This is a genomic window from Streptomyces sp. NPDC052107, assembly GCF_040680215.1.
Classification (GTDB): domain Bacteria; phylum Actinomycetota; class Actinomycetes; order Streptomycetales; family Streptomycetaceae; genus Streptomyces.
In genome coordinates this window covers 1-19,477 of sequence record NZ_JBFAWG010000023.1, presented here as the reverse complement: position 1 = coordinate 19,477, position 19,477 = coordinate 1, and the positions used below count along the sequence as shown (strand labels likewise).

The following is a 19,477-nucleotide window of genomic DNA, read 5'->3' as shown; positions in this document are numbered from 1 at the left end:
GCGCGACTGGCCCGGACCCCCCTTGCCCACGGATTAGGATGGACGCCATGGCCAAGACCAGTACGACGACCCAGGGGCTGCGCGCGGCGATCGAGCGCAGCGGCTACTACCCGGCCCTCGTGGCCGAGGCGGTGGAGGCCGCTGTGGGCGGCGAGCCCATCCAGTCGTACCTGGTCCACCAGGAGACGACGTTCGACCAGAACGAGGTGCGGCGGCATGTGACCGTGCTCGTTCTCACCGGCAACCGTTTCATCGTCAGCCACACCGACGAGCAGGCCGCCGACAGCACCTCCCCGACGCCGTACGCCACCACCTCCACCGAGTCCGTGAAGCTCGGCCGGATTTCGTCGGTCGTGGTCAGCCGGGTGGTCGCCAATCCCGAGCAGTACACGCCGGGCACCCTGCCCCGCGAGGTCGTGCTGACCATCGGCTGGGGCGCGGTCAGCCGCATCGACCTGGAGCCCGCCGCCTGCGGCGACCCCAACTGCGACGCCGACCACGGCTACACGGGCAGCTCCACGGCGGACGACCTCAGCCTGCGCGTCAGCGAGGCCGGGGACGGCCCGGAGACGGTGCGCCAGGCGCTCGCCTTCGCCCAGGCCATCTCGGAGGCGACCGCGGACATCGCCCGCTGATGTCCCAGCTCTCCGCCTGGGAACACCCGGAACCGCTCGCCCTGCACACCGCGCCGCTGCCCGAGTACGGCACCGGCTCCCTCGCCGATCTGCTGCCCACCCTCGCCGCCGGCATGGGCGTCCCCGGACTGAGCGCCACGATTCCCGAGCTGACCGCGGCCGACCGGGTCTGTGTCCTGCTGATAGACGGGCTCGGCTGGGAGCAGCTGCGGGCGCACGCCGACGAGGCACCCTTCCTGACCTCGCTGCTCGGCACCTCGCGCGGCGGCACCGGCCGTCCGCTCACCGCCGGCTACCCGGCGACCACCGCCGTCTCCCTCGCCTCCGTCGGCACCGGCCTGCCGCCCGGTGTGCACGGCCTGCCCGGTTACACCGTGCGCAACCCGGACACCGGCGAGCTGATGAACCAGCTCCGCTGGCAGCCGTACACCGATCCGCGCGCCTGGCAGCCGTACCCCACCGTCTTCCAGCTGGCCCAGGCGGCCGGGGTGCACGCCGCCCAGGTGACCTCGCCCATCTTCGAGCACACTCCGCTCACCAAGATCGCGCTCAGCGGCGGCAGCTTCCACGGACGGCTCAGCGGCGAGGAGCGCATGGACCTCGCGGCCGAGCAACTGGCCGCCGGGGACCGCTCGCTGGTCTACACGTACTACTCCGAACTGGACGGCGCCGGACACCGCTACGGCGTCGCCTCCGACACCTGGCGCGGCCAGCTGATGTACGTCGACCGGCTCGCCCAGCGCCTCGCCGAGCAACTGCCGCCGCGCAGCGCGCTCTACGTCACCGCCGACCACGGCATGGTCGACGTCCCGTTCGACGACGAGCACCGCATCGACTTCGACACCGACTGGGAGCTGCGCGCCGGAGTCGCCCTGCTGGGCGGCGAGGGCCGGGCGCGGCACGTGTACGCGGTGCCGGGCGCCGGGAACGACGTACTGACCGTCTGGCGCGAGGTGCTCGGCGAGCAGTTCTGGGTGGCCTCGCGGGACGAGGCGATCGCCGCGGGCTGGTTCGGTCCGCACATCGACGAGCGGGTGTACTCACGGCTCGGGGACGTGGTCGCGGCCGCGCACGACGACGTCCTGATCATCGCGTCGGAGCGGGAGCCGAAGGAGTCGTCGCTGGTCGGCAACCACGGTTCGATGACGCCCGCCGAGCAGCTGGTCCCGCTGCTCGAAGTACGCTCCTGACGCTCCCCCCTTGTGACTACTCGCCGAAAGGTGCTCAACTCCTCATGCCCGAGCTGGTGTTCTTCTCCGGAACGATGGACTGCGGGAAGTCGACGCTGGCTCTGCAGATCGAGCACAACCGCTCCGCGCGCGGCCTCGTCGGCATGATCTTCACCCGGAACGACCGCGCGGGCGAGGGCAAGCTGTCCTCCCGGCTCGGCCTGGTCACCGACGCGGTGGAGGTCGCCGACGACCAAGACCTGTACGCCTCCCTCGTGGACCACCTCTCGAAGGGCCGCCGGGCCGACTACGTGATCGCGGACGAGGCGCAGTTCCTGGCGCCCGAGCAGATCGACCAGCTCGCGCGCGTGGTGGACGATCTCGGCCTGGACGTGTACGCCTTCGGGATCACCACCGACTTCCGCTCCAAGCTCTTCCCCGGCTCGCAGCGGCTGGTGGAGCTGGCCGACCGCATCGAGGTGCTCCAGGTGGAGGCGCTGTGCTGGTGCGGGGCCCGCGCCACGCACAACGCCCGCACGATAGACGGCGAGATGGTCGTCGAGGGCGCCCAGGTGGTCGTCGGCGACGTCAACCATGCGGCCGGCGAGATCGGCTACGAGGTGCTCTGCCGGCGCCACCACCGCCGCCGGATGACCGCCGCGACGGCCCGCGCGGCGGCCCTGTCCCCGGACGTCCTGCCGGTCTCGTCCGGCTGACTCCGACTCGGCGGACCGGCTGATCCCGCCCCGAAGGCCCACTGCGGGCTCTGATCCCGCCCCGAAGGCCCACTGAGGGCCCTGATCCTCCCCGGAGTGCTCAGCGCGGGCTCTCGATCACCGAGAACTCCGCGCCCTCCGGGTCCACCACCGTCGCCACCCGGCCGTGCGGGCTGTTCTGCGGCTGTCTGATGACGCGGCCGCCGAGGTCCGCCACCTGCCGCACCGTCGCGTCGGCGTCGGCGACCTCGAAGTACGTCTGCCAGTGCGGTCCGCGGTCGCGGGGCAGGCCATGGCCCACGCCGTGCAGTCCGGCCACCGGACGGCCGGCGAGATGGAGGGTCACGTAATCGAAGTCGGCGGAGACCACCGGCTCCCGCTCGTAACCGAAGACGGTCGCGTAGAACTTGGAGACGCTCTCGGTCTCGAAGGTCACCAGTTCGTTCCACGCGGGCGTGCCGGGCACTCCGGTGATCGCGGTGCCGAGGTGCGCGGAGCCCTGCCAGATGCCGAACACCGCCCCGGAGGGGTCCGAGGCGATGGCCATCCGCCCCGCCTCGGCGGCGTCCAGCGGTCCGACCGCCACGGTGCCGCCGCACTCCCGTACCGTGTCGGCCGTCTGGTCCACGTCGTCCGAGGCGAGGTACGGCGTCCAGGCGATCGGCAGCCGGCGGTCCGGCGGCAGCTGCCCCATGCCCGCCACCTCGCGCCCGTCGAGCAGTGCCCGCACATACGGGCCGAGCTGCTGCGGGCCCGGCCGGAACTCCCAGCCGAACAACTCACCGTAGAACTCCTCGGTGGCGGCCAGCCCGTGCGCCATCAGGCTCACCCAGCAGGGCGTGCCGGGCGCACGCCGCGCGTGCGGGCCGGCCGGCTCCCGTGCCTCGGTCATCGATCACTCTCTCCCCGGCCCCTCGCGGTGGCCATGTCGCTTCCGCTCCCCGGAAGGGGTGTCCACGCCGACGGCGGGTACGCCCGTGCCGGTGCCCGCATCCTCCACGCCGGGACGGGACTTACCGCGCCGACGCTCGGCGACACCTCCGGGAGGATGCCCGGTCTGCTGTCTTTCGCCGCTTCCTGACGATGGCCGGCGGGTGTCGACCGGCTGTACAGCACGTGCTCGATCCCATACGCCTCGTGATCGAGCCTGTCCGGCCGAGCAGAGTAGCCGGACCTGGACGCCGCGGCCACCCCTGGCGTATGCATGGCCCCATGACAGCCATCATCACCGCATCCGATCTCGCACATGAGCTCGCCGGGGACCGCCCTCCGGTACTGCTGGACGTGCGCTGGCAGCTGAGCGTGGCGAAGGCGGCGGGCGCGCCGGCCTTCGAGGGGCGGGCCGAGTACGCGGCCGGGCACATCCCGGGCGCGGTCTTCGTCGACCTGGACCGGGAACTGGCGGGAGAGCCCGGGGAGAACGGCCGGCATCCGCTGCCGGACCTCGCGGAGTTCGGCGCCGCGATGCGCCGCGCGGGCGTGTCGGCCGGTCGGCCGGCCGTCGTGTACGACGGCGGCCAGGGCTGGGCAGCCGCGCGCGCCTGGTGGCTGCTGCGCTGGACGGGTCACCCGGACGTGCGGGTTCTCGACGGCGGATTGCCGTCCTGGCAGGGCGAGGTGTCCACCGAGGTGCCGGCTGTGGCCGAGGGCGACTTCCGACCGGCGCCGGACGCGCCGGGTCTGCTGGACGCGGATGCCGCGGCGGCCCTGGCCCGCGCGGGCGTGCTCCTGGACGCGCGGGCGGGGGAGCGGTACCGCGGTGAGGTGGAGCCGATCGACCGGGTCGGCGGGCACATCCCGGGCGCGGTGTCGGCGCCGACGACGGAGAACATGGGGCCCGACGGCCGCTTCCTGCCCGCGGCCGAGCTGCGGGACCGCTTCAAGGCCCTGGGCGTCTCCTCGGACACCGAGGTGGGCGTGTACTGCGGTTCGGGCGTCTCCGGCGCCCACGAGGTCCTCGCACTCGCGGTGGCCGGCATTCCTGCGGCCCTGTACGTCGGTTCCTGGTCGGAGTGGTCCTCGGACCCGTCCCGGCCGGTGGCCGTGGGCGCGGATCCGCAGTAGCGGCAGCCGAGCGGCGGGGCGCGCACGCGTGCGGCCGGAAAGCCAGGCACGCACGCGCGCAACCTGAAAGCCGGGCACGCGCGTGTGCAGCCGGAAGTGGGGGCACGTACACGTGCCCCCACTTTTCCGTTTCCGTACGGCCCGTTACTCCTGCTTCTTGCGGCGCGTGCCGAACACGATCTCGTCCCAGCTCGGCACGGCGGCGCGGCGGCCGGGGCGGACGCCGTCGGCCTCGGCCTGCCGGTCGGTCGCGCCGGTCAGCCGGTCGCGGTGGCTGCCCACGGAGCGGGGCATGAGGACGTCCGCGTAGGCCGAACCGGCCGAGGCGGCGGGGGCCGGCGGCTCCTCGGCGGCCGGTTCGCCGACGGGTTCCTCCGGCGTCTCCGCCGGGCGCTCCGGGACCACCAGGTCACCCCGGAAGCTCGGTACCGCCTCCAGCAGGCTGGTCAGCGAGTCGCGTTCGCCCGTGCTCTCCTCGGGAGGCTCGGACGCCTGCGCGGGCAGACTCAGCCGCTCCCGCTCGCCCCGGTCCAGCGCGCGGTCCATCGAACGCTCGCGTGGCAGGCGGGCGATGCGCGGCACGAACGGGAAGCTCGGCTCGGGCACGGCGAGGTCGTCGGACTCGCCGATCAGCGAGCGCGCCTCGTCGTCCACGGCCTGGACGAGCCGCCGGGGCGGGTCGTACGTCCAGCTCGCCGAGTGCGGTTCGCCCGCGACCCGGTAGACGAGGAGCACCTCCCAGGTGCCGTCGTCACGGCGCCAGGAGTCCCACTGCACGGTGTCCTTCTCCGCGCCGCGCAGCAGCAGCCGCTCCTGCACGGCCTCGCCGAGCAGCGGCCCCGAGTTCTCGCCGGGGCGGCGGACCGGGGTCTTGCGGGCACGCTCGGCCATGAAGGCGCGCTCGGCGAGCACGGGGCCCTCGAAGCGCCGGACCCGGTCGACGGGGATGCCGGCGAGCTGCGCGACCTCTTCCGCGGTGGCACCGGCACGTATACGCGCCTGGATGTCACGGGGGCGGAGATGGCTCTCGACCTCGATCTCGATCTGCCCGAGGCGCGGCCGGTCGCCGCGCACGGCGGCGCGGAGCCGTTCGTCGATCGGAAGGGTGTACTCCGTTGCGTCGGCAGCCTTGAGCACCAGCCGTGTGCCGTCATTCGAGACGGCCACGACACGCAGTTCGGGCATGGGGACCTCCCGGGTGGTGCCTGCCGACGTCACGTGCGTCGCTGCTTCCGCTAGTCGAGTGTGGCCTGCCCGGGTGCAGCCTGCCACAACCTTGCCGAGTTGCCCGGCGTGTCGGGCACGGGCCCTGGGCCGCCGTTATGGCACGGTTACCTATTCGCAACGCTAAGTGACTGAATTCGTCACCCTGTGCAACTAGCCCCCTCCCGGCGGTCCTTCAAGGCCGCGGACACCCTGGTGGGGGACCGGACCCAGGGCTCGCAACAGTACTCCATTTGGACCATGTGCGTGGATGGACGCGCCGCCCAACTTCTGGCAAGGCTTGCGACTTGGTCCTTGGCAACTGGTTTTGCCGATCATGAACGTGGCGAACTTCACGTAATCCCCAGAAACGGAACTAATGGTTTCCGTTGCGCGTCCCTATCTCGTGCAGTCGGTAGCCCAATGTCGATCAGGTACGGGAAGGCAGGCAAGTTCCGGGTATGCGTGAAACGCCCGATGCGGGTCGCAAGCGGATCGACCTGAGCGTCCCCCAGGTCGCGGGCAGTGCCCTTGCGGCCGTCGTGGCGGCCAGACTGGCGTCGTACTTCGGGGTGTACGGCACGATCCTCGGCGCGGGAGTCGTCAGTGTCGTCGCCACCTGTGGGGGCACGCTGTTCCAGCATTTCTTCAAGCGGACCGGGGAGCAGCTGAGGGAGGCGACGGTCCCGGCGCGGCCGAGGGAACAAGTGCCACCGGCTCCGGGCGAGTTCACCGAGGGCACCGTCTACCGCGCACGGGTGAAGAGCTGGCGGCGGCCGGTGGTCGCGGCCGCCGTCGTGTTCGGGGTGACGATGGCCGGCATCACGACGTATGAACTGGCGTCCGGCAACAGCTTCAGCGGCGGCACGGGCACGACGGTCAGCGACGCGGTGACCGGACGGGGCTCGTCCTCCTCCGGCACGTCCGGGTCTCCCGCCAAGTCCGAGGAGGTGCCGGTCCCTTCGGGTGCCCCGTCCCGTGGGTACGTGCCCGATGCCGGTGGCGGTCCGGCCCACAGCGCGACGCCGACGCCCGGCGACTCCCCGGGCGGGGAGACGAGCGACGGCCCGAGCCCGTCGCCGACTCCCACGCCCAGTGGGTCCGTTGACACGCCTAGGCCCCCAGAACCCTCCGCAAGTAGTCGTTCTGGAACAGCCGTTCCGGGTCAAGGCGGTCCCTCAGCGCAGTGAACTCCTCGAAGCGCGGGTAGACGCGCGCGAAGTACTCGGCGTCCCGCGTGTGCACCTTGCCCCAGTGCGGCCGGCCCTCGTGAGCGGTGAAGATCCGCTCGGCGGCGGTGAAGTAGGCCTGGTACGGCGTGCCCCGGAACATGTGGACGGCGACATAGGCGCTGTCCCGGCCCGAGGCGGTGGACAGCGTGATGTCGTCGGCCGGGGCGGTGCGCACCTCGACGGGGAAGCTGACCCGCAGCCCCGAGCGTTCGACCATGCTCTTAAGCTCGCGCAGCGTCTCCGCCAGGGCCGCGCGGGGGACGGCGTACTCCATCTCCACGAAGCGCACCCGGCGCGGCGAGGTGAAGACCTTGTAAGGGATGTCCGTGTACGTCCGCGCGGACAGGGCCTTGCTGGAGATCTGCGCGATGGCGGGAATGGTGGCGGGGGCGGCGCGGCCGACCCACTGGGCCAGCTGGAAGACGCCGTTGGAGAGGAACTCGTCCTCGAACCAGCCGGCCAGCTGCCCCGCGGGCTGCTCGGGACCGGCGCTGCGGTTGTTCCGCTTGGTGTTGGTGTTGCCGGTGTGCGGAAACCAGTAGAACTCGAAGTGCTCGTTCTCCGCCCAGAGTTGATCGAACTCGGCGAGGACCCGGTCGAGGGTCATCGGCTCCTCGCGCGCGGTGAGCAGGAAGATCGGCTCCACGGCGAAGGTGATCGCGGTGACGATGCCGAGGGCGCCGAGGCCTATTCGGGCGGCCGCGAAGATCTCCGGGTTCTCCTTCTCGGAGCAGGTGAGCACCGAGCCGTCCGCCGTGACGAGTTCGAGTCCCTTGATCTGGGCGGCGATCGAGCCCGACTCACGGCCCGTGCCGTGCGTGCCGGTGCTCGTGGCCCCGGAGACGGTCTGCTCCATGATGTCGCCCATGTTGGTGAGCGACAGACCCTCGCGCGCCAGAGCCGCGTTGAGTCTCTTGAGCGGGGTGCCGGCCTCGACCGTGACGGTCATGGCGGTCCGGTCAATGTTGCGGATTCCCGTCAACAGTTGAGGACGGATCAATACACCGTCGGTGGCCGCGATCGACGTGAAGGAGTGCCCGGTCCCGACGGCCTTCACCTTCAGGCCGTCCTCGGCGGCCCGGCGCACCGCCGCTGCCAGCTCCGCCACCGACGCCGGCGCGACCTGCCGGGCGGGCCGGGCGGAGACGTTGCCGCCCCAGTTACGCCAGGTGCCGTTCTTCCCGCTCGCTGTGCTGCTCAACGGTGCCTCCCCGACCCGCGGCCGGCCTGCGCAGCCGGCGGTACCCGAGGAAACCGACCGCGACCGCGACGGCCCCGGACACGGCCGGAACCCCGTACCCGGCCCGCGCCCCGGCTGCGTCGATCACCGAGCCGGCCACGGACGAGCCGAGCGCGACCCCGACCGCGAGGCCGGTGCTCACCCAGGTCATGCCCTCGGTGAGCTGCGCGCGAGGTACGTGCTCTTCGATGAGGGACATCGTCGTGATCATCGTCGGTGCGATGGACAGCCCCGAAACGAACAGCGCCACGGCCAGAAGCGGCAGGTTTCCGACCAGTAGGAGGGGGATCATACTCACGGCCATCGCCGCCACGCCCAGCAGCCAGCGGCGTTCCGGCGCCCCGGCGAACCGCAGCAGCCCGAAGACCACCCCGGCCACGCAGGAACCGGCCGCGTACAGCGCCAGCACCACACTCGCGGCGCCCTTGTGCCCGCGCTCGTCGGCGAAGGCGACGGTGACCACGTCCACCGACCCGAAGATCGCGCCGGTCGCCATGAAGGTCGCCACCAGAACCTGCAGTCCGGCCGCGCGCAGGGCCGTACCGCCGCCGTGGTGCTCGCGCGGGTGCGGCTCCGGCTCGGTGGCGCGCTGGGCGGTGAGCCAGAAGACGCCGGCGGCCAGGAAGCACGCGGCGAGCAGCGGCCCGGCCTCCGGGAACCAGGTCGTGGACAGCCCGATGGAGATGATCGGGCCGAAGACGAAGCAGACCTCGTCGACGACCGACTCGAACGAGTACGCGGTGTGCAGCTTGTCGGTCCCCCGGTACAGCGCCGCCCAGCGGGCCCGGATCATCGCGCCCAGGCTCGGCACCGAGCCGATCCCGGCCGCGCAGACGAACAGCAGCCAGGCCGGCCATTCGAAGTGCGCGGCGAGCAGCAGCCCGGCCGCCGCCGTGAGGGCCACCAGGGTCGCGGGACGCAGCACCCGGCGCTGCCCGTGCTGGTCGACCAGCCGGGAGATCTGTGGCCCGATCACCGCGGCGGACAGCGCGATGGTGGCCGACAGCGCCCCCGCGAGCCCGTACCGCCCGGTCAGCTGGGAGATCATCGTGACCACACCGATGCCCATCATCGACAGCGGCATCCGGCCGAGGAATCCCGCGGTGGAGAACGCCTGGGTGCCGGGTTCGGCGAACAGGGCTCTGTAGGGGCTGGGCACGTGGTCTCCGAAGCGGCTCGGTAAGGCGCGAATGCGACTGATACAGCTTACGAGTTAGGTGACCCTAATCGCACCTCGTTTGACCATGGGAAAAACCGGCATAAACCCACTGGAACCCGACTCGTCACCCCGCTGTTTCCCGGCCGTCAGCAGCGGGTGGCAGGATCGAGACATGCCAGACGCGCTCGATGCCACCCCGTACGACGCCCTGCTCCTGCTCTCCTTCGGCGGCCCCGAAGGCCCGGACGACGTGGTCCCGTTCCTGGAGAACGTCACGCGCGGGCGCGGCATCCCGAAGGAACGCCTGAAGGAAGTCGGGCAGCACTACTTCCTGTTCGGCGGGGTCAGCCCCATCAACGACCAGAACCGCGCCCTGCTGGACGCCCTGCGCAAGGACTTCGCCGAGCACGGCCTGAACCTGCCGGTCTACTGGGGCAACCGCAACTGGTCGCCGTATCTGACGGACACCCTGCGCGAGATGGTCGCCGACGGCCGCCGCCACATCCTCGTGCTCGCCACCAGCGCCTATGCCTCCTACTCGGGCTGCCGGCAGTACCGCGAGAACCTGGCCGACGCGCTGGCCACGCTGGAGGCCGAGGGCCTGCAGCTGCCGAAGATCGACAAGCTGCGGCACTACTTCAACCATCCCGGCTTCGTCGAGCCCATGATCGACGGCGTGCTGCGCTCCCTCGAAGACCTCCCAAAGGACGTCCGCGCCGGCGCCCACATCGCCTTCACCACCCACTCCATCCCGACCTCCGCCGCCGACGCCTCCGGCCCCGTCGAGACCCACGGCGAGGGCGGCGCCTACGTCGAGCAGCACCTGGACGTGGCCCAGCTGATCGCCGACGCCGTCCGCGAGCGCACCGGCGTCGACCACCCCTGGCGGCTGGTCTACCAGTCGCGTTCCGGCGCCCCGCACATCCCGTGGCTGGAGCCGGACATCTGCGACCACCTCGAGGAGCGGCACGCGGCGGGCGTCCCGGCCGTGGTCATGGCGCCCATCGGGTTTGTCTCCGACCACATGGAGGTCCTCTACGACCTCGACACCGAGGCCGAGGCCAAGGCCGAGGAGCTCGGCCTGCCCGTGCGCCGCTCGGCCACCGTGGGCGCCGACCCGCGGTTCGCCGCCGCCGTCCGTGAACTGATCACGGAGCGCGCCGCCCTGGAGCGCGGGCAGGACGTCACCCCGTGCGCCCTGGGCGCGCTGGGCGCGAGCCACAACCTCTGCCCGGTCGGCTGCTGCCCCGCCCGTGCGCCCCGCCCGGCCGCCGCCGGCGCCGACAGCCCCTACGCGTGAGGAGACCCGTGACCGACCCCCTGCACCGGGAACTGCTGGAGCTGGCCCAGGAGGCCGCCCGCCGCGCCGGTGAGCTGCTGCGGGACGGCCGACCGGCCGACCTGGCCGTGGCGAGGACCAAGTCCAGCCCGATCGACGTCGTCACCGAGATGGACATCGCGGCGGAGAAGCTGATCACCGATCTGATCTCCGGCCGGCGGCCCGACGACGGCTTCCTCGGCGAGGAGGGCGCCTCCGTGGCGGGCACCAGCGGCGTCCGCTGGGTGATCGACCCGCTCGACGGCACGGTGAACTACCTGTACGGGCTGCCCACCTGGGCGGTGTCCATCGCCGCCGAGCAGGACGGCGAGAGGGTCGTCGGGGTCGTCGCCGCTCCGATGCGCGGCGAGACGTACCACGCCGTGCGCGGGGGCGGGGCGTGGGCGACCGGCGCGTGGGAGGGGGAGCGGGCGCTCGCCTGCCGTCACGCGCCCCCGCTGGACCAGGCGCTGGTCTCCACCGGCTTCAACTACGTCTCCGAGGTCCGCGCGCACCAGGCCGAGGTGGCCGGCCGGCTGATCCCGCTGCTGCGGGACATCCGGCGCAGCGGCTCGGCGGCGGTCGACCTGTGCGATGTGGCCTGCGGCCGGCTCGACGGGTACTACGAGCGGGGGCTGAACGCATGGGACTTCGCGGCGGGTGACCTGATCGCCCGGGAAGCGGGCGCGCTGGTCGGCGGGCGGCCCGGGGAGCGGCCGTCGCGGGAGCTCACGGTCGCCGGGTCGCCGGGGGTGTTCGAGCGGCTGCAGGGGCTGCTGGAGGAGTTCGGGGCCTGGCACGACTGAGCCCGATCGTCTCCGACCGCTGAACGCAAAGGGACCCCGGCGCTGGATTCGCCGGGGTCCCTTCTTGCGCTTTCGGGCCGATCAGACGCGTGACGCGCCGACCTCCACACCGTGTTCGGCGGCGAGGCGTCGCAGGTCGTCGAGCTCTGCCTGCTCCACTTCGACGAGGAAGTCGTCACCCTCGTCACGAGCCCGCGACAGGTCGGACTCGGTCGCCCTTATGCGCTGCAGAAGTCCTGCGGTGAAAGCGTCCATGCTGCGCCCCCTCGTCCTGGGTCGTGGGTCGGTGGCACGGGGGTGTGCCTGTTGGGAAAGGGGCGATCACGTCTCTCGCGGGTGCCCAGCGCTGCCCTGCTGGGCGGCGACGGTGCCGGACACCCGCGCCCACTCTGCGGAAGCGGATCGCGGAGTACCGCATGGTGCTGCGGCACATGCAGAGCGTGATCGCGGGGTGTAAAGCCGTCCTCCCCCCGCTCCCTCACCCGGAAACCTCAACCGGAGGAGAAAATCTCGTATTCCCGCCCCGCAGCGCGGATCTGTGCGGTCCACAACCCGCCTTACAGCCGACTTACGGCCGAAAAGGGCAGGATGGAGGTCACACCCCACGAACACCTCTGCCCGCACGCGCCCACGGCGCGCTACGCGGGTGGACATGAGGAAGGACAAGCGACGTGCGCGTACTCGTCGTCGAGGACGAGCAACTGCTCGCCGATGCGGTGGCCACCGGACTGCGCCGGGAGGCCATGGCCGTCGACGTCGTGTACGACGGTGCGGCCGCCCTGGAGCGCATCGGCGTCAACGACTACGACGTGGTCGTCCTCGACCGCGACCTCCCGCTGGTGCACGGCGACGACGTCTGCCGCAAGATCGTCGAGCTGGGCATGCCCACGCGCGTGCTCATGCTCACGGCGTCCGGCGACGTCAGCGACCGCGTCGAGGGCCTGGAGATCGGCGCCGACGACTATCTGCCCAAGCCCTTCGCGTTCAGCGAACTGATCGCGCGCGTGCGCGCCCTCGGCCGCCGTACGAGCGTTCCCCTGCCGCCGGTCCTGGAGCGCGCCGGCATCAAACTGGACCCGAACCGCCGCGAGGTCTTCCGCGATGGCAAGGAGATCCAGCTCGCGCCCAAGGAGTTCGCGGTGCTGGAGGTGCTCATGCGCAGCGAGGGCGCGGTGGTCTCGGCCGAGCAGCTGCTGGAGAAGGCCTGGGACGAGAACACCGACCCGTTCACCAATGTCGTGCGGGTGACCGTGATGACCCTGCGGCGCAAGCTGGGCGAGCCGCCGGTGATCGTCACCGTCCCCGGCTCCGGCTACCGGATCTGATCCGCCATGGCCGCCACACCCGCGCCGCCCCAGGCGCCACCGAAGCCCACCTGGGACCCCAGGAGACCGCAGCCCCCGTTCCCCTGGCTGCGCCCCACCATCCGCATACGGCTCACGCTGCTCTACGGCGGCATGTTCCTGATCGCCGGCATCCTGCTGCTGTCGATCATCTACCTGCTGGCCGCACAGGCGATCAGTACGGGCAACCAGCCGCTGTTCAAGATCGTCAGCGGGACGAACATCCGGGTCACCAGCGACAACTGCCCCGCGATCACCGCGATCAACTCCAACCCGGTGCCGCTGTCGGACTTCAACGAAGTGATCGCCCACTGCGTGGACCAGCAGCGCCAGGCCGCTCTGGACAACCTGCTCAGCCGCTCGCTGCTGGCCCTGCTGGGCCTCGCCGTGATCGCGTTCGCGTTCGGTTACGCGATGGCCGGTCGTGTGCTGTCCCCGCTCGGCCGGATCACCCGTACCGCCCGCCAGGTGGCCGGTTCCGACCTGTCCCGCCGGATCGAGCTGGACGGCCCGGACGACGAGCTGAAGGAGCTGGCGGACACCTTCGACGACATGCTGGAGCGGCTGGAACGGGCCTTCACCGCCCAGCAGCGCTTCGTCGGCAACGCCTCCCATGAGCTGCGCACCCCGCTCGCGATCAACAGAACGCTTCTCGAGGTCCATCTGTCGGACCCGAACGCGCCGGTGGAACTGCAGCAGCTGGGCAAGACGCTGCTGGCCACCAACGAGCGCAGCGAGCAGCTGGTCGAGGGCCTGCTGCTGCTCGCCCGCAGCGACAACCAGATCGTCGAGCGGGGGCCCGTCGACCTGGCCGAGGTTGCGACCCAGGCCATCGACCAGGTGCACGCCGAGGCCGAGGCCAAGGGCGTGAAGATCCGCGGCGAGCGCAAGCCTGCGGTGGTGCAGGGCAACGGCGTGCTGCTGGAGCGGATCGCGCTGAACCTGGTGCAGAACGCCGTCCGGTACAACGTGGCCAATGAGGAGGTGCAGCGCGAAGCGCTTCCGAACAAGGGCGGTGGCGGGCGACGGGAGGGCGGCTGGGTCGAGGTGACCACGGAGGTCGAGCACGGCCAGGCGGTGCTGACCGTCACGAACACCGGGCCGGTGGTGCCGGCGTACGAGATCGACAACCTCTTCGAGCCCTTCAGACGGCTCCGTACGGAGCGCACGGGCAGCGACAAGGGGGTCGGCCTCGGGCTGTCCATCGTCCGGTCCGTCGCCCGCGCGCACGGCGGCCACATCGTGGCGCAGCCCCGCGAGGGGGGCGGTCTGGTGATGCGGGTCACCCTGCCGCTGTGATCCGTGACGGGGTCGCCGGGGGGCACGGAATGGACACACGCGGGCGATGTTCGCTTCACGCGGAATTTTTCATCCGCCGAATGAGCTTCCCCTTGTGTGATCGATCACATGCACGGATTTTCAGCCATGTACTCTCTGTGATCATGAAACATGGCAGAAAGCCGGGAAAGTCCCAGTTTTCAGGGCTCATGATCACGGGAAGTACACGGTGAGGCGCCTTTGAGGTGCGGCATTCGAACCGTGTACGGTCCTCACCGCCATCCAAGCCGATCACTCTTGAGGGGTCGGGTTGGGTGTCGATTGAGTAACAGACCTTGATGTGAGGCAAAATCTCCGCCTCAGGTCGGGCACAAGTCCGGCCTCTCACGCGTTACGTGCGCTGGAGACACCGCAGACACCCAGAGGGGGAGAGCGATATGGCAACCGATTACGACACTCCACGCAAGACCGACGATGACGTCGACTCGGACAGCCTGGAAGAGCTGAAGGCCCGGCGGAACGACAAGTCCACCTCGTCGGTGGACGTAGACGAGTTCGAGGCCGCCGAGGGCCTCGAGCTGCCCGGCGCCGACCTCTCGAACGAGGAGCTGGCCGTCCGGGTGCTGCCCAAGCAGCAGGACGAGTTCACCTGCATGAGCTGCTTCCTGGTGCACCACCGCAGCCAGCTGGCCCGTGAGAAGAACGGTCAGCCGATCTGCCGCGACTGCGACTGAGGTCGGGTCGGCCGTGGCTGGCTCGACCCCTCCCCGGAAGCGCCGCTTCTCCCTCGGGAAAGCGGACGAAGGGCCGTCCGACGGCCCGTACGGCGCGCGTGACGACGAGCGGGGCGCACCAGGAGTGGTGGCCCCGCTCGAACCGGCGACCGACCGGGCGGACCACCCGGCGCCGGTGCGGCAGCCCGCGCCCGTCGCCCGGCGACGGGCGGCGGTGATGGGTGAAAAGGCCCGTGACATGGCCCGGGAAGGGGTCCGCAGGGGCGGCAGCGGCGCCCGCGCGGGCCTGGCCTACCTCGCGGACCGGATCATCGAGATCGCCCCGCGCATCCCCGTACGCGACCTCGCGACCCTGCGTCGGCAGTTCCCGGGCCTCGGACCCGAAGAACTCGCCGACAAGCTGGTGGCGGGCGCGGCGGCGGGCACCTCGACGGTCGGAGCCGGGATCGGAGCGGCGGCGATGCTGCCGGTGCCTCCCGCGATGCCGACCGAACTGGCTGCGGAGATCACCGGGGTCGCCGCGATCGAGCTGAAGCTCGTCGCCGAACTGCACGAGGTCTACGGCGTGCGACCGCCTGGGAACCTCAAGACCCGCAGTGCCGCGTATCTGTCCTCCTGGTCGGGGGAGCGCGGGATCGACGTGATGAAACCGTCGACGTACGACGCGGCCCTCAGCGTCCGCATGAAACGCGAACTGCGCCAGCAGATCATGAAGCGGATGGTCCGCGACCTGCCCAACCTCATGCCGTTCATGGTGGGCGCCGCGGTCGGGGCGGTCATGAACCGCCGGGACACCAAGAGACTCGCCGCCCACGTCCGGGCCGACCTGCGCAAGATCCAGGTCCCCTGGGAGGAGCTGGCCGAGCTGCCGCCGCTGGAGGAGCCGGCGGAACCGCTGAAACTGCGCGACCTTCCCGAAGAGCTCTAGGCGCCGGCGAAGGACTCCAGGCCGTCGGGCGAAGAGCTCCAGGCGTTCGCGAAGAGCCTTAGGCGATCGCCTTGCGCGCCGCCTCGATCGCCGCCGCCAGCCGCTCCGGCTCGCGCGTCGAGAGGTACAGGTACGGCGTCGGGTCCTCCGGGTCCGTGACCTCCACCCGCAGCGCCGTGGGGATGTAGGCGCGCAGCAGCAGGAAGGCGCGGGTGTCGGCCTTGTACGTCCGCCAGGCGCGGGCCTCCTCCGCGTCCAGCGCCTCCGCCTCGCCCAGCGCCGCCACCGGGATCTTCGCCTCGCCCGCGATCAGCGAGTCGCCCACGACCCGGATGCGCTGGGAGCCGTACGCACTGGCGACCACCGCCGCCGCGGCCGTACCGCCGACCAGTCCGCCGAGCAGCGGCAGGGTGCCGAAGGGAAGCAGGATCAGGGCGAAGGAGACGCCCACGAGGAAGCTGATCAACCACCACGAGCGGGGGGCGGTGAGGCGTTCTTCGTAGGGGGTGGCGGAGAGCTGCATGAAGCCAAGCTTGGCACGGCATCCGGTTACGGCCGACGCGCGGGTAAGGTCTGCGCCTGTGAGTGGTAGTTCCGCAACCCTTCAGCCCCCCGCCGACGCGGTGAAACCGGTACGGCACCCCGACGCGCCCGCGCCCGGAGAACTCCTCGGCGCCCACTACGAACACTGCTTCGGCTGTGGCCCCGGGCAGTCGCACGGACTGCACCTGGAGGCGCGGGCCGGTGACGGCGTCTCGCTGACCGCCGAGTTCACCGTCCAGCCCGCCCACCAGGGTGCCCCGGGCCTCGCGCACGGCGGAGTGCTGGCCACGGCCCTCGACGAGACCCTCGGCTCGCTGAACTGGCTGCTGCGGACCATCGCCGTGACCGGGCGGCTGGAGACCGACTTCGCGCGGCCCGTGCCCGTCGGCACCACGCTGTACCTGGAGGCCGAGGTCACCGCCGTCGCCGGGCGCAAGATCTACTCCACCGCCACCGGACGCATCGGCGGCCCCGACGGGCCCCTCGCGGTCCGCGCCGACGCCCTCTTCATCGAGGTCAAGGTCGACCACTTCATCGACCACGGCCGCGAGGAGGAGATCCAGGCCGCCATGAGCGACCCGGATCAGATCCGCCGCGCCCGCGCCTTCGAGGTGAACCCGTGAGCCGCGGCCCCCTGAACGTGCTGCTCCGGCGTGTCGACCCCGACGTACCGCTTCCGGCCTACGAGCATCCGGGGGACGCCGGAGCCGATCTGCGCACCACCGAGCCGTGCGAACTGGGGCCCGGGGAGCGCGGCGTTCTTCCCACGGGGGTGTCGATCGCCCTGCCCGAGGGGTACGCGGCCTTCGTGCACCCGCGCTCCGGTCTCGCCGCTCGCTGCGGTGTCGCCCTCGTCAATGCCCCGGGGACGGTTGATGCCGGGTACCGTGGGGAGATCAAGGTGATCGTGGTGAATCTCGACCCGCGTGAGAGTGTGCGGTTCGAGCGCTTCGACCGGATTGCCCAACTGGTCGTCCAGCAGGTCGAGAGGGTCCGCTTCCAGGAGGTCGCGGAGCTTCCCGATTCGACGCGGGCCGAAGGGGGCTTCGGGTCCACCGGCGGCCATGCCGCGGTGGGCGGCGAGAGCGGCACAAACGGTCAGGCCGCCGAGGGCGGTCCGACGGGTGGGAATCGATACGCTTCGGTCGTATCCGACCGGGAAGGACAGTGACGTGTTCGGACGTCGCAAGAAGAAGGGTGCCGCCGAGGACGCGGCCGGCGAGGCCGAGCAGGTCGTCGACAGCGTCGACACCGAGGCGGACGAGGAAGTGGAGGCCGAGCGCGAGCGCGTCCGGCTGGAGCCCGGGCCCCGGCCCGACGGGCCCTGGGACAGCAGCGAGGTGCGCGAGCCGGGTGAGGGACGTGTCGACCTCGGTGGTCTTTTCGTCCCGGGCGTCGACGGCATGGAGCTGCGGGTCGAGGTCGCCGGTGACGCGATCGTCGCCGCGACCGTAGTGCTGCGCGACAGCGCCATCCAGCTCCAGGCCTTCGCCGCGCCCAAGCGCGAGGGGATCTGGGGCGAGGTCCGCGAGGAGATCGCGTCCGGCATCACGCAGCAGGGTGGCATCGTCGACGAGGTCGAGGGCCCGCTGGGCTGGGAGCTGCGCGCTCAGGTGCCGGTGCAGCTGCCGGACGGCACGGGTGGGTTCCAGGTCGTGCGGTTCGTGGGCGTGGACGGCCCGCGGTGGTTCCTGCGCGGTGTGATCTCCGGGCAGGGCGCGGTGCAGCCGCAGGCCGCCGGGCTGCTGGAGCAGATCTTCCGCGACGCCGTCGTGGTGCGTGGTGAGGGGCCGATGGCGCCCCGCGACCCGATCGTCCTGAAGCTGCCGAACGACGCGCAGATGGTGCCCGAGGGTGTCCAGCAGGACGAGTCCTCCCGGTTCTCGGGTGGGATGGGCCAGCTTCAGCGCGGGCCGGAGATCACCGAGGTCCGCTAGGCGCCCCGCTGGGTTCAGCAGGGATACACGGGCCGTGCCTCTGAGGGGTGCGGCCCGTTTTCGCGGGGTCCCGCCGTCGGCGGATCGCCGCCGTTGCCGAGTGCGGGTTCGTTGTGGTTGCTCGCGCAGTTCCCCGCGCCCCTTTCGGGGCGCCATACTGGCGCCCGGTCGACGGGGGAGGCGGTATGGGCGGTCGGGTGGTCACCGAGACCATGGTTCGGGTCGAGGACGTCCACAAGTCGTTCGGGCGGGGTGCCGCGGCCGTTCACGCCCTGCGTGGCGTCTCGCTCGAGGTGCGGCGCGGTGAGCTCGTCGCGCTCAAGGGGCGTTCGGGGTCCGGGAAGACCACCCTGCTGAACGTCGTCGGCGGGCTCGACACGCCCGACCGGGGACGGGTCGAGGTCGACGGGCGGCAGCTGGGGGAGCTGGGCGAGAGCGAGCTGCTGCGGCTGCGCCGGGACCGGATCGGGTTCGTCTTCCAGTCCTTCGGGCTCATCCCGATCCTCACGGCGGCCGAGAACGTCGGCGTACCCCTGAGGCTGCGCCGCGCCGACCCGCGCGAGCGCGAGGAGCGGGTCGAGCTGCTGCTCTCCCTCGTCGGGCTGGCGGGACACGCCGCCCAACGGCCCGGCGAGCTGTCCGGCGGACAGCAGCAGCGGGTCGCCATCGCCCGCGCCCTCGCCAACAGGCCGGCCCTGCTCATCGCCGACGAACCGACCGGCCAGCTCGACGCCGAGACCGGGCACGCCGTCATGGAGCTGCTCCGGGCCGTCGTACGCGGCGAGCGGCCTGCCTCCCCCGACCAGGACGGACCCCCGTCCGCCCTGGTCGCCACACATGACGCGACGCTCCTCGACCTGGCCGACCGGGTGCTGGAACTGCGCGACGGCGAGATCGTCGAGCACTGAACCAGCCGGCCCGCCCGCACTCTCATCAGGGATGCGTCAAAGTTGTCCGCCGCACGTCCCCCTGTCCCGTTTGCCGTGATTGTTGGCCGTAAGGTCGACGCTGCGTACGCAGCAGTCACGGGAAGACAATGGGGCCATGGCACGCGGCAAGCTTCGGATCTATCTCGGTGCGGCACCGGGCGTGGGCAAGACCTACGCCATGCTCGCCGAGGCGCACCGCCGTGTGGAGCGGGGCACCGACTGTGTCGTGGGCTTCGTCGAGCA

The 19,477-nt window shown here is 71.4% G+C and carries 21 protein-coding genes and 1 pseudogene; 16 read left to right on the top strand and 6 right to left on the bottom strand.

Annotated features, from left to right (window positions below):
• Nucleotides 1-47 precede the first annotated feature (47 nt).
• The 3 genes from AB0M27_RS24280 to AB0M27_RS24270 are packed head-to-tail and all read left to right on the top strand — an operon-like array spanning nt 48 to nt 2,520.
• Nucleotides 48-635: a DUF5998 family protein gene (locus AB0M27_RS24280; RefSeq protein ID WP_351805959.1), complete on the top strand. Its 588-nt coding sequence runs from the start codon at nt 48-50 to the stop codon at nt 633-635.
• Nucleotides 635-1,825, top strand: coding sequence for a nucleotide pyrophosphatase/phosphodiesterase family protein (locus AB0M27_RS24275; protein WP_365723981.1), 1,191 nt, complete (start codon nt 635-637; stop codon nt 1,823-1,825). Before AB0M27_RS24280 ends, AB0M27_RS24275 begins: the two co-directional genes overlap by 1 nt.
• A gap of 44 nt (nt 1,826-1,869) precedes the next feature.
• Nucleotides 1,870-2,520, top strand: coding sequence for a thymidine kinase (locus AB0M27_RS24270; RefSeq protein ID WP_365723979.1), 651 nt, complete (start codon nt 1,870-1,872; stop codon nt 2,518-2,520).
• Between the two features lie 100 nt (nt 2,521-2,620).
• Here AB0M27_RS24270 and AB0M27_RS24265 read toward each other — a convergent pair whose 3' ends face one another.
• Nucleotides 2,621-3,412 carry a VOC family protein gene (locus AB0M27_RS24265; RefSeq protein ID WP_365723977.1) on the bottom strand — a complete coding sequence of 264 codons (792 nt, stop codon included), beginning with the start codon at nt 3,410-3,412 and terminating at the stop codon, nt 2,621-2,623.
• Nucleotides 3,413-3,732: 320 nt separating this feature from the next.
• On the opposite strand from AB0M27_RS24265, the gene AB0M27_RS24260 reads away from it, so the two are divergent.
• Nucleotides 3,733-4,584 carry a sulfurtransferase gene (locus AB0M27_RS24260; protein ID WP_365723975.1) on the top strand — a complete coding sequence of 284 codons (852 nt, stop codon included), beginning with the start codon at nt 3,733-3,735 and terminating at the stop codon, nt 4,582-4,584.
• A gap of 144 nt (nt 4,585-4,728) precedes the next feature.
• On the opposite strand, the gene sepH is transcribed toward AB0M27_RS24260, so the two are convergent.
• Nucleotides 4,729-5,769, bottom strand: a complete 1,041-nt coding sequence (gene sepH, locus AB0M27_RS24255) for a septation protein SepH (RefSeq protein ID WP_365723973.1) — start codon at nt 5,767-5,769, stop codon at nt 4,729-4,731.
• A gap of 479 nt (nt 5,770-6,248) precedes the next feature.
• On the opposite strand from sepH, the gene AB0M27_RS24250 reads away from it, so the two are divergent.
• Nucleotides 6,249-6,977, top strand: a complete 729-nt coding sequence (locus AB0M27_RS24250; RefSeq protein ID WP_365723971.1) for a hypothetical protein — start codon at nt 6,249-6,251, stop codon at nt 6,975-6,977.
• On the opposite strand, the gene AB0M27_RS24245 is transcribed toward AB0M27_RS24250, so the two are convergent.
• Together AB0M27_RS24245 and AB0M27_RS24240 are read right to left on the bottom strand one after the other, a co-directional pair.
• Nucleotides 6,901-8,220 (bottom strand): D-arabinono-1,4-lactone oxidase, encoded by a 1,320-nt coding sequence (locus tag AB0M27_RS24245; RefSeq protein WP_365723969.1) that lies wholly within the window; start codon nt 8,218-8,220, stop codon nt 6,901-6,903. The genes AB0M27_RS24250 and AB0M27_RS24245 overlap by 77 nt on opposite strands.
• Nucleotides 8,180-9,418, bottom strand: coding sequence for an MFS transporter (locus tag AB0M27_RS24240; protein ID WP_365723967.1), 1,239 nt, complete (start codon nt 9,416-9,418; stop codon nt 8,180-8,182). The genes AB0M27_RS24245 and AB0M27_RS24240 overlap by 41 nt, the downstream gene beginning before the upstream one ends.
• Nucleotides 9,419-9,590: 172 nt before the next feature.
• Here AB0M27_RS24240 and AB0M27_RS24235 point away from each other — a divergent pair, with 172 nt between their 5' ends.
• Entirely contained in the window at nt 9,591-10,718 is a 1,128-nt protein-coding gene (locus tag AB0M27_RS24235) for a ferrochelatase (RefSeq protein ID WP_365723965.1), read from the top strand.
• 8 nt (nt 10,719-10,726) lie between these two features.
• The gene (locus tag AB0M27_RS24230) at nt 10,727-11,542 is read left to right on the top strand and encodes an inositol monophosphatase family protein (RefSeq protein ID WP_365723963.1); all 816 of its coding nucleotides are present in this window, start codon (nt 10,727-10,729) and stop codon (nt 11,540-11,542) included.
• A gap of 81 nt (nt 11,543-11,623) precedes the next feature.
• Here the strand turns inward: AB0M27_RS24230 and AB0M27_RS24225 are convergent, their stop codons facing one another.
• Nucleotides 11,624-11,797 carry a hypothetical protein gene (locus tag AB0M27_RS24225; RefSeq protein ID WP_023546087.1) on the bottom strand — a complete coding sequence of 58 codons (174 nt, stop codon included), beginning with the start codon at nt 11,795-11,797 and terminating at the stop codon, nt 11,624-11,626.
• 416 nt (nt 11,798-12,213) lie between these two features.
• On the opposite strand from AB0M27_RS24225, the gene AB0M27_RS24220 reads away from it, so the two are divergent.
• From AB0M27_RS24220 to AB0M27_RS24205, 4 genes are all read left to right on the top strand, one after another.
• Nucleotides 12,214-12,867 (top strand): response regulator transcription factor, encoded by a 654-nt coding sequence (locus AB0M27_RS24220; RefSeq protein ID WP_031165802.1) that lies wholly within the window; start codon nt 12,214-12,216, stop codon nt 12,865-12,867.
• A gap of 6 nt (nt 12,868-12,873) precedes the next feature.
• Complete coding sequence (locus tag AB0M27_RS24215; RefSeq protein ID WP_365723961.1) at nt 12,874-14,184, top strand: HAMP domain-containing sensor histidine kinase; 1,311 nt, start codon at nt 12,874-12,876, stop codon at nt 14,182-14,184.
• Between the two features lie 416 nt (nt 14,185-14,600).
• Entirely contained in the window at nt 14,601-14,897 is a 297-nt protein-coding gene (locus AB0M27_RS24210) for a DUF4193 domain-containing protein (protein ID WP_003997302.1), read from the top strand.
• Nucleotides 14,898-14,910: 13 nt separating this feature from the next.
• Nucleotides 14,911-15,825 carry a hypothetical protein gene (locus tag AB0M27_RS24205; RefSeq protein WP_365723960.1) on the top strand — a complete coding sequence of 305 codons (915 nt, stop codon included), beginning with the start codon at nt 14,911-14,913 and terminating at the stop codon, nt 15,823-15,825.
• Between the two features lie 58 nt (nt 15,826-15,883).
• Here AB0M27_RS24205 and AB0M27_RS24200 read toward each other — a convergent pair whose 3' ends face one another.
• On the bottom strand, nt 15,884-16,348 hold the full coding sequence (locus tag AB0M27_RS24200; RefSeq protein WP_365723958.1) for a DUF3093 domain-containing protein: 465 nt from the start codon (nt 16,346-16,348) through the stop codon (nt 15,884-15,886).
• A 58-nt stretch (nt 16,349-16,406) separates the two neighbouring features.
• On the opposite strand from AB0M27_RS24200, the gene AB0M27_RS24195 reads away from it, so the two are divergent.
• From AB0M27_RS24195 to AB0M27_RS24175, 5 genes and pseudogenes are all read left to right on the top strand, one after another.
• Nucleotides 16,407-16,991 carry a PaaI family thioesterase gene (locus AB0M27_RS24195; protein ID WP_365723956.1) on the top strand — a complete coding sequence of 195 codons (585 nt, stop codon included), beginning with the start codon at nt 16,407-16,409 and terminating at the stop codon, nt 16,989-16,991.
• A complete protein-coding gene (gene dut, locus AB0M27_RS24190; RefSeq protein WP_365723955.1) occupies nt 16,988-17,539 on the top strand; it encodes a dUTP diphosphatase in 552 nt (183 codons plus the stop codon). Before AB0M27_RS24195 ends, dut begins: the two co-directional genes overlap by 4 nt.
• 1 nt (nt 17,540) lies before the next feature.
• Nucleotides 17,541-18,305: a DUF3710 domain-containing protein gene (locus AB0M27_RS24185; RefSeq protein ID WP_365723953.1), complete on the top strand. Its 765-nt coding sequence runs from the start codon at nt 17,541-17,543 to the stop codon at nt 18,303-18,305.
• 185 nt (nt 18,306-18,490) lie between these two features.
• Nucleotides 18,491-19,213 carry an ABC transporter ATP-binding protein gene (locus AB0M27_RS24180; RefSeq protein WP_365723952.1) on the top strand — a complete coding sequence of 241 codons (723 nt, stop codon included), beginning with the start codon at nt 18,491-18,493 and terminating at the stop codon, nt 19,211-19,213.
• 136 nt (nt 19,214-19,349) lie between these two features.
• Nucleotides 19,350-19,477 (top strand): annotated as a pseudogene (locus AB0M27_RS24175) (sensor histidine kinase KdpD); the annotation flags it as partial.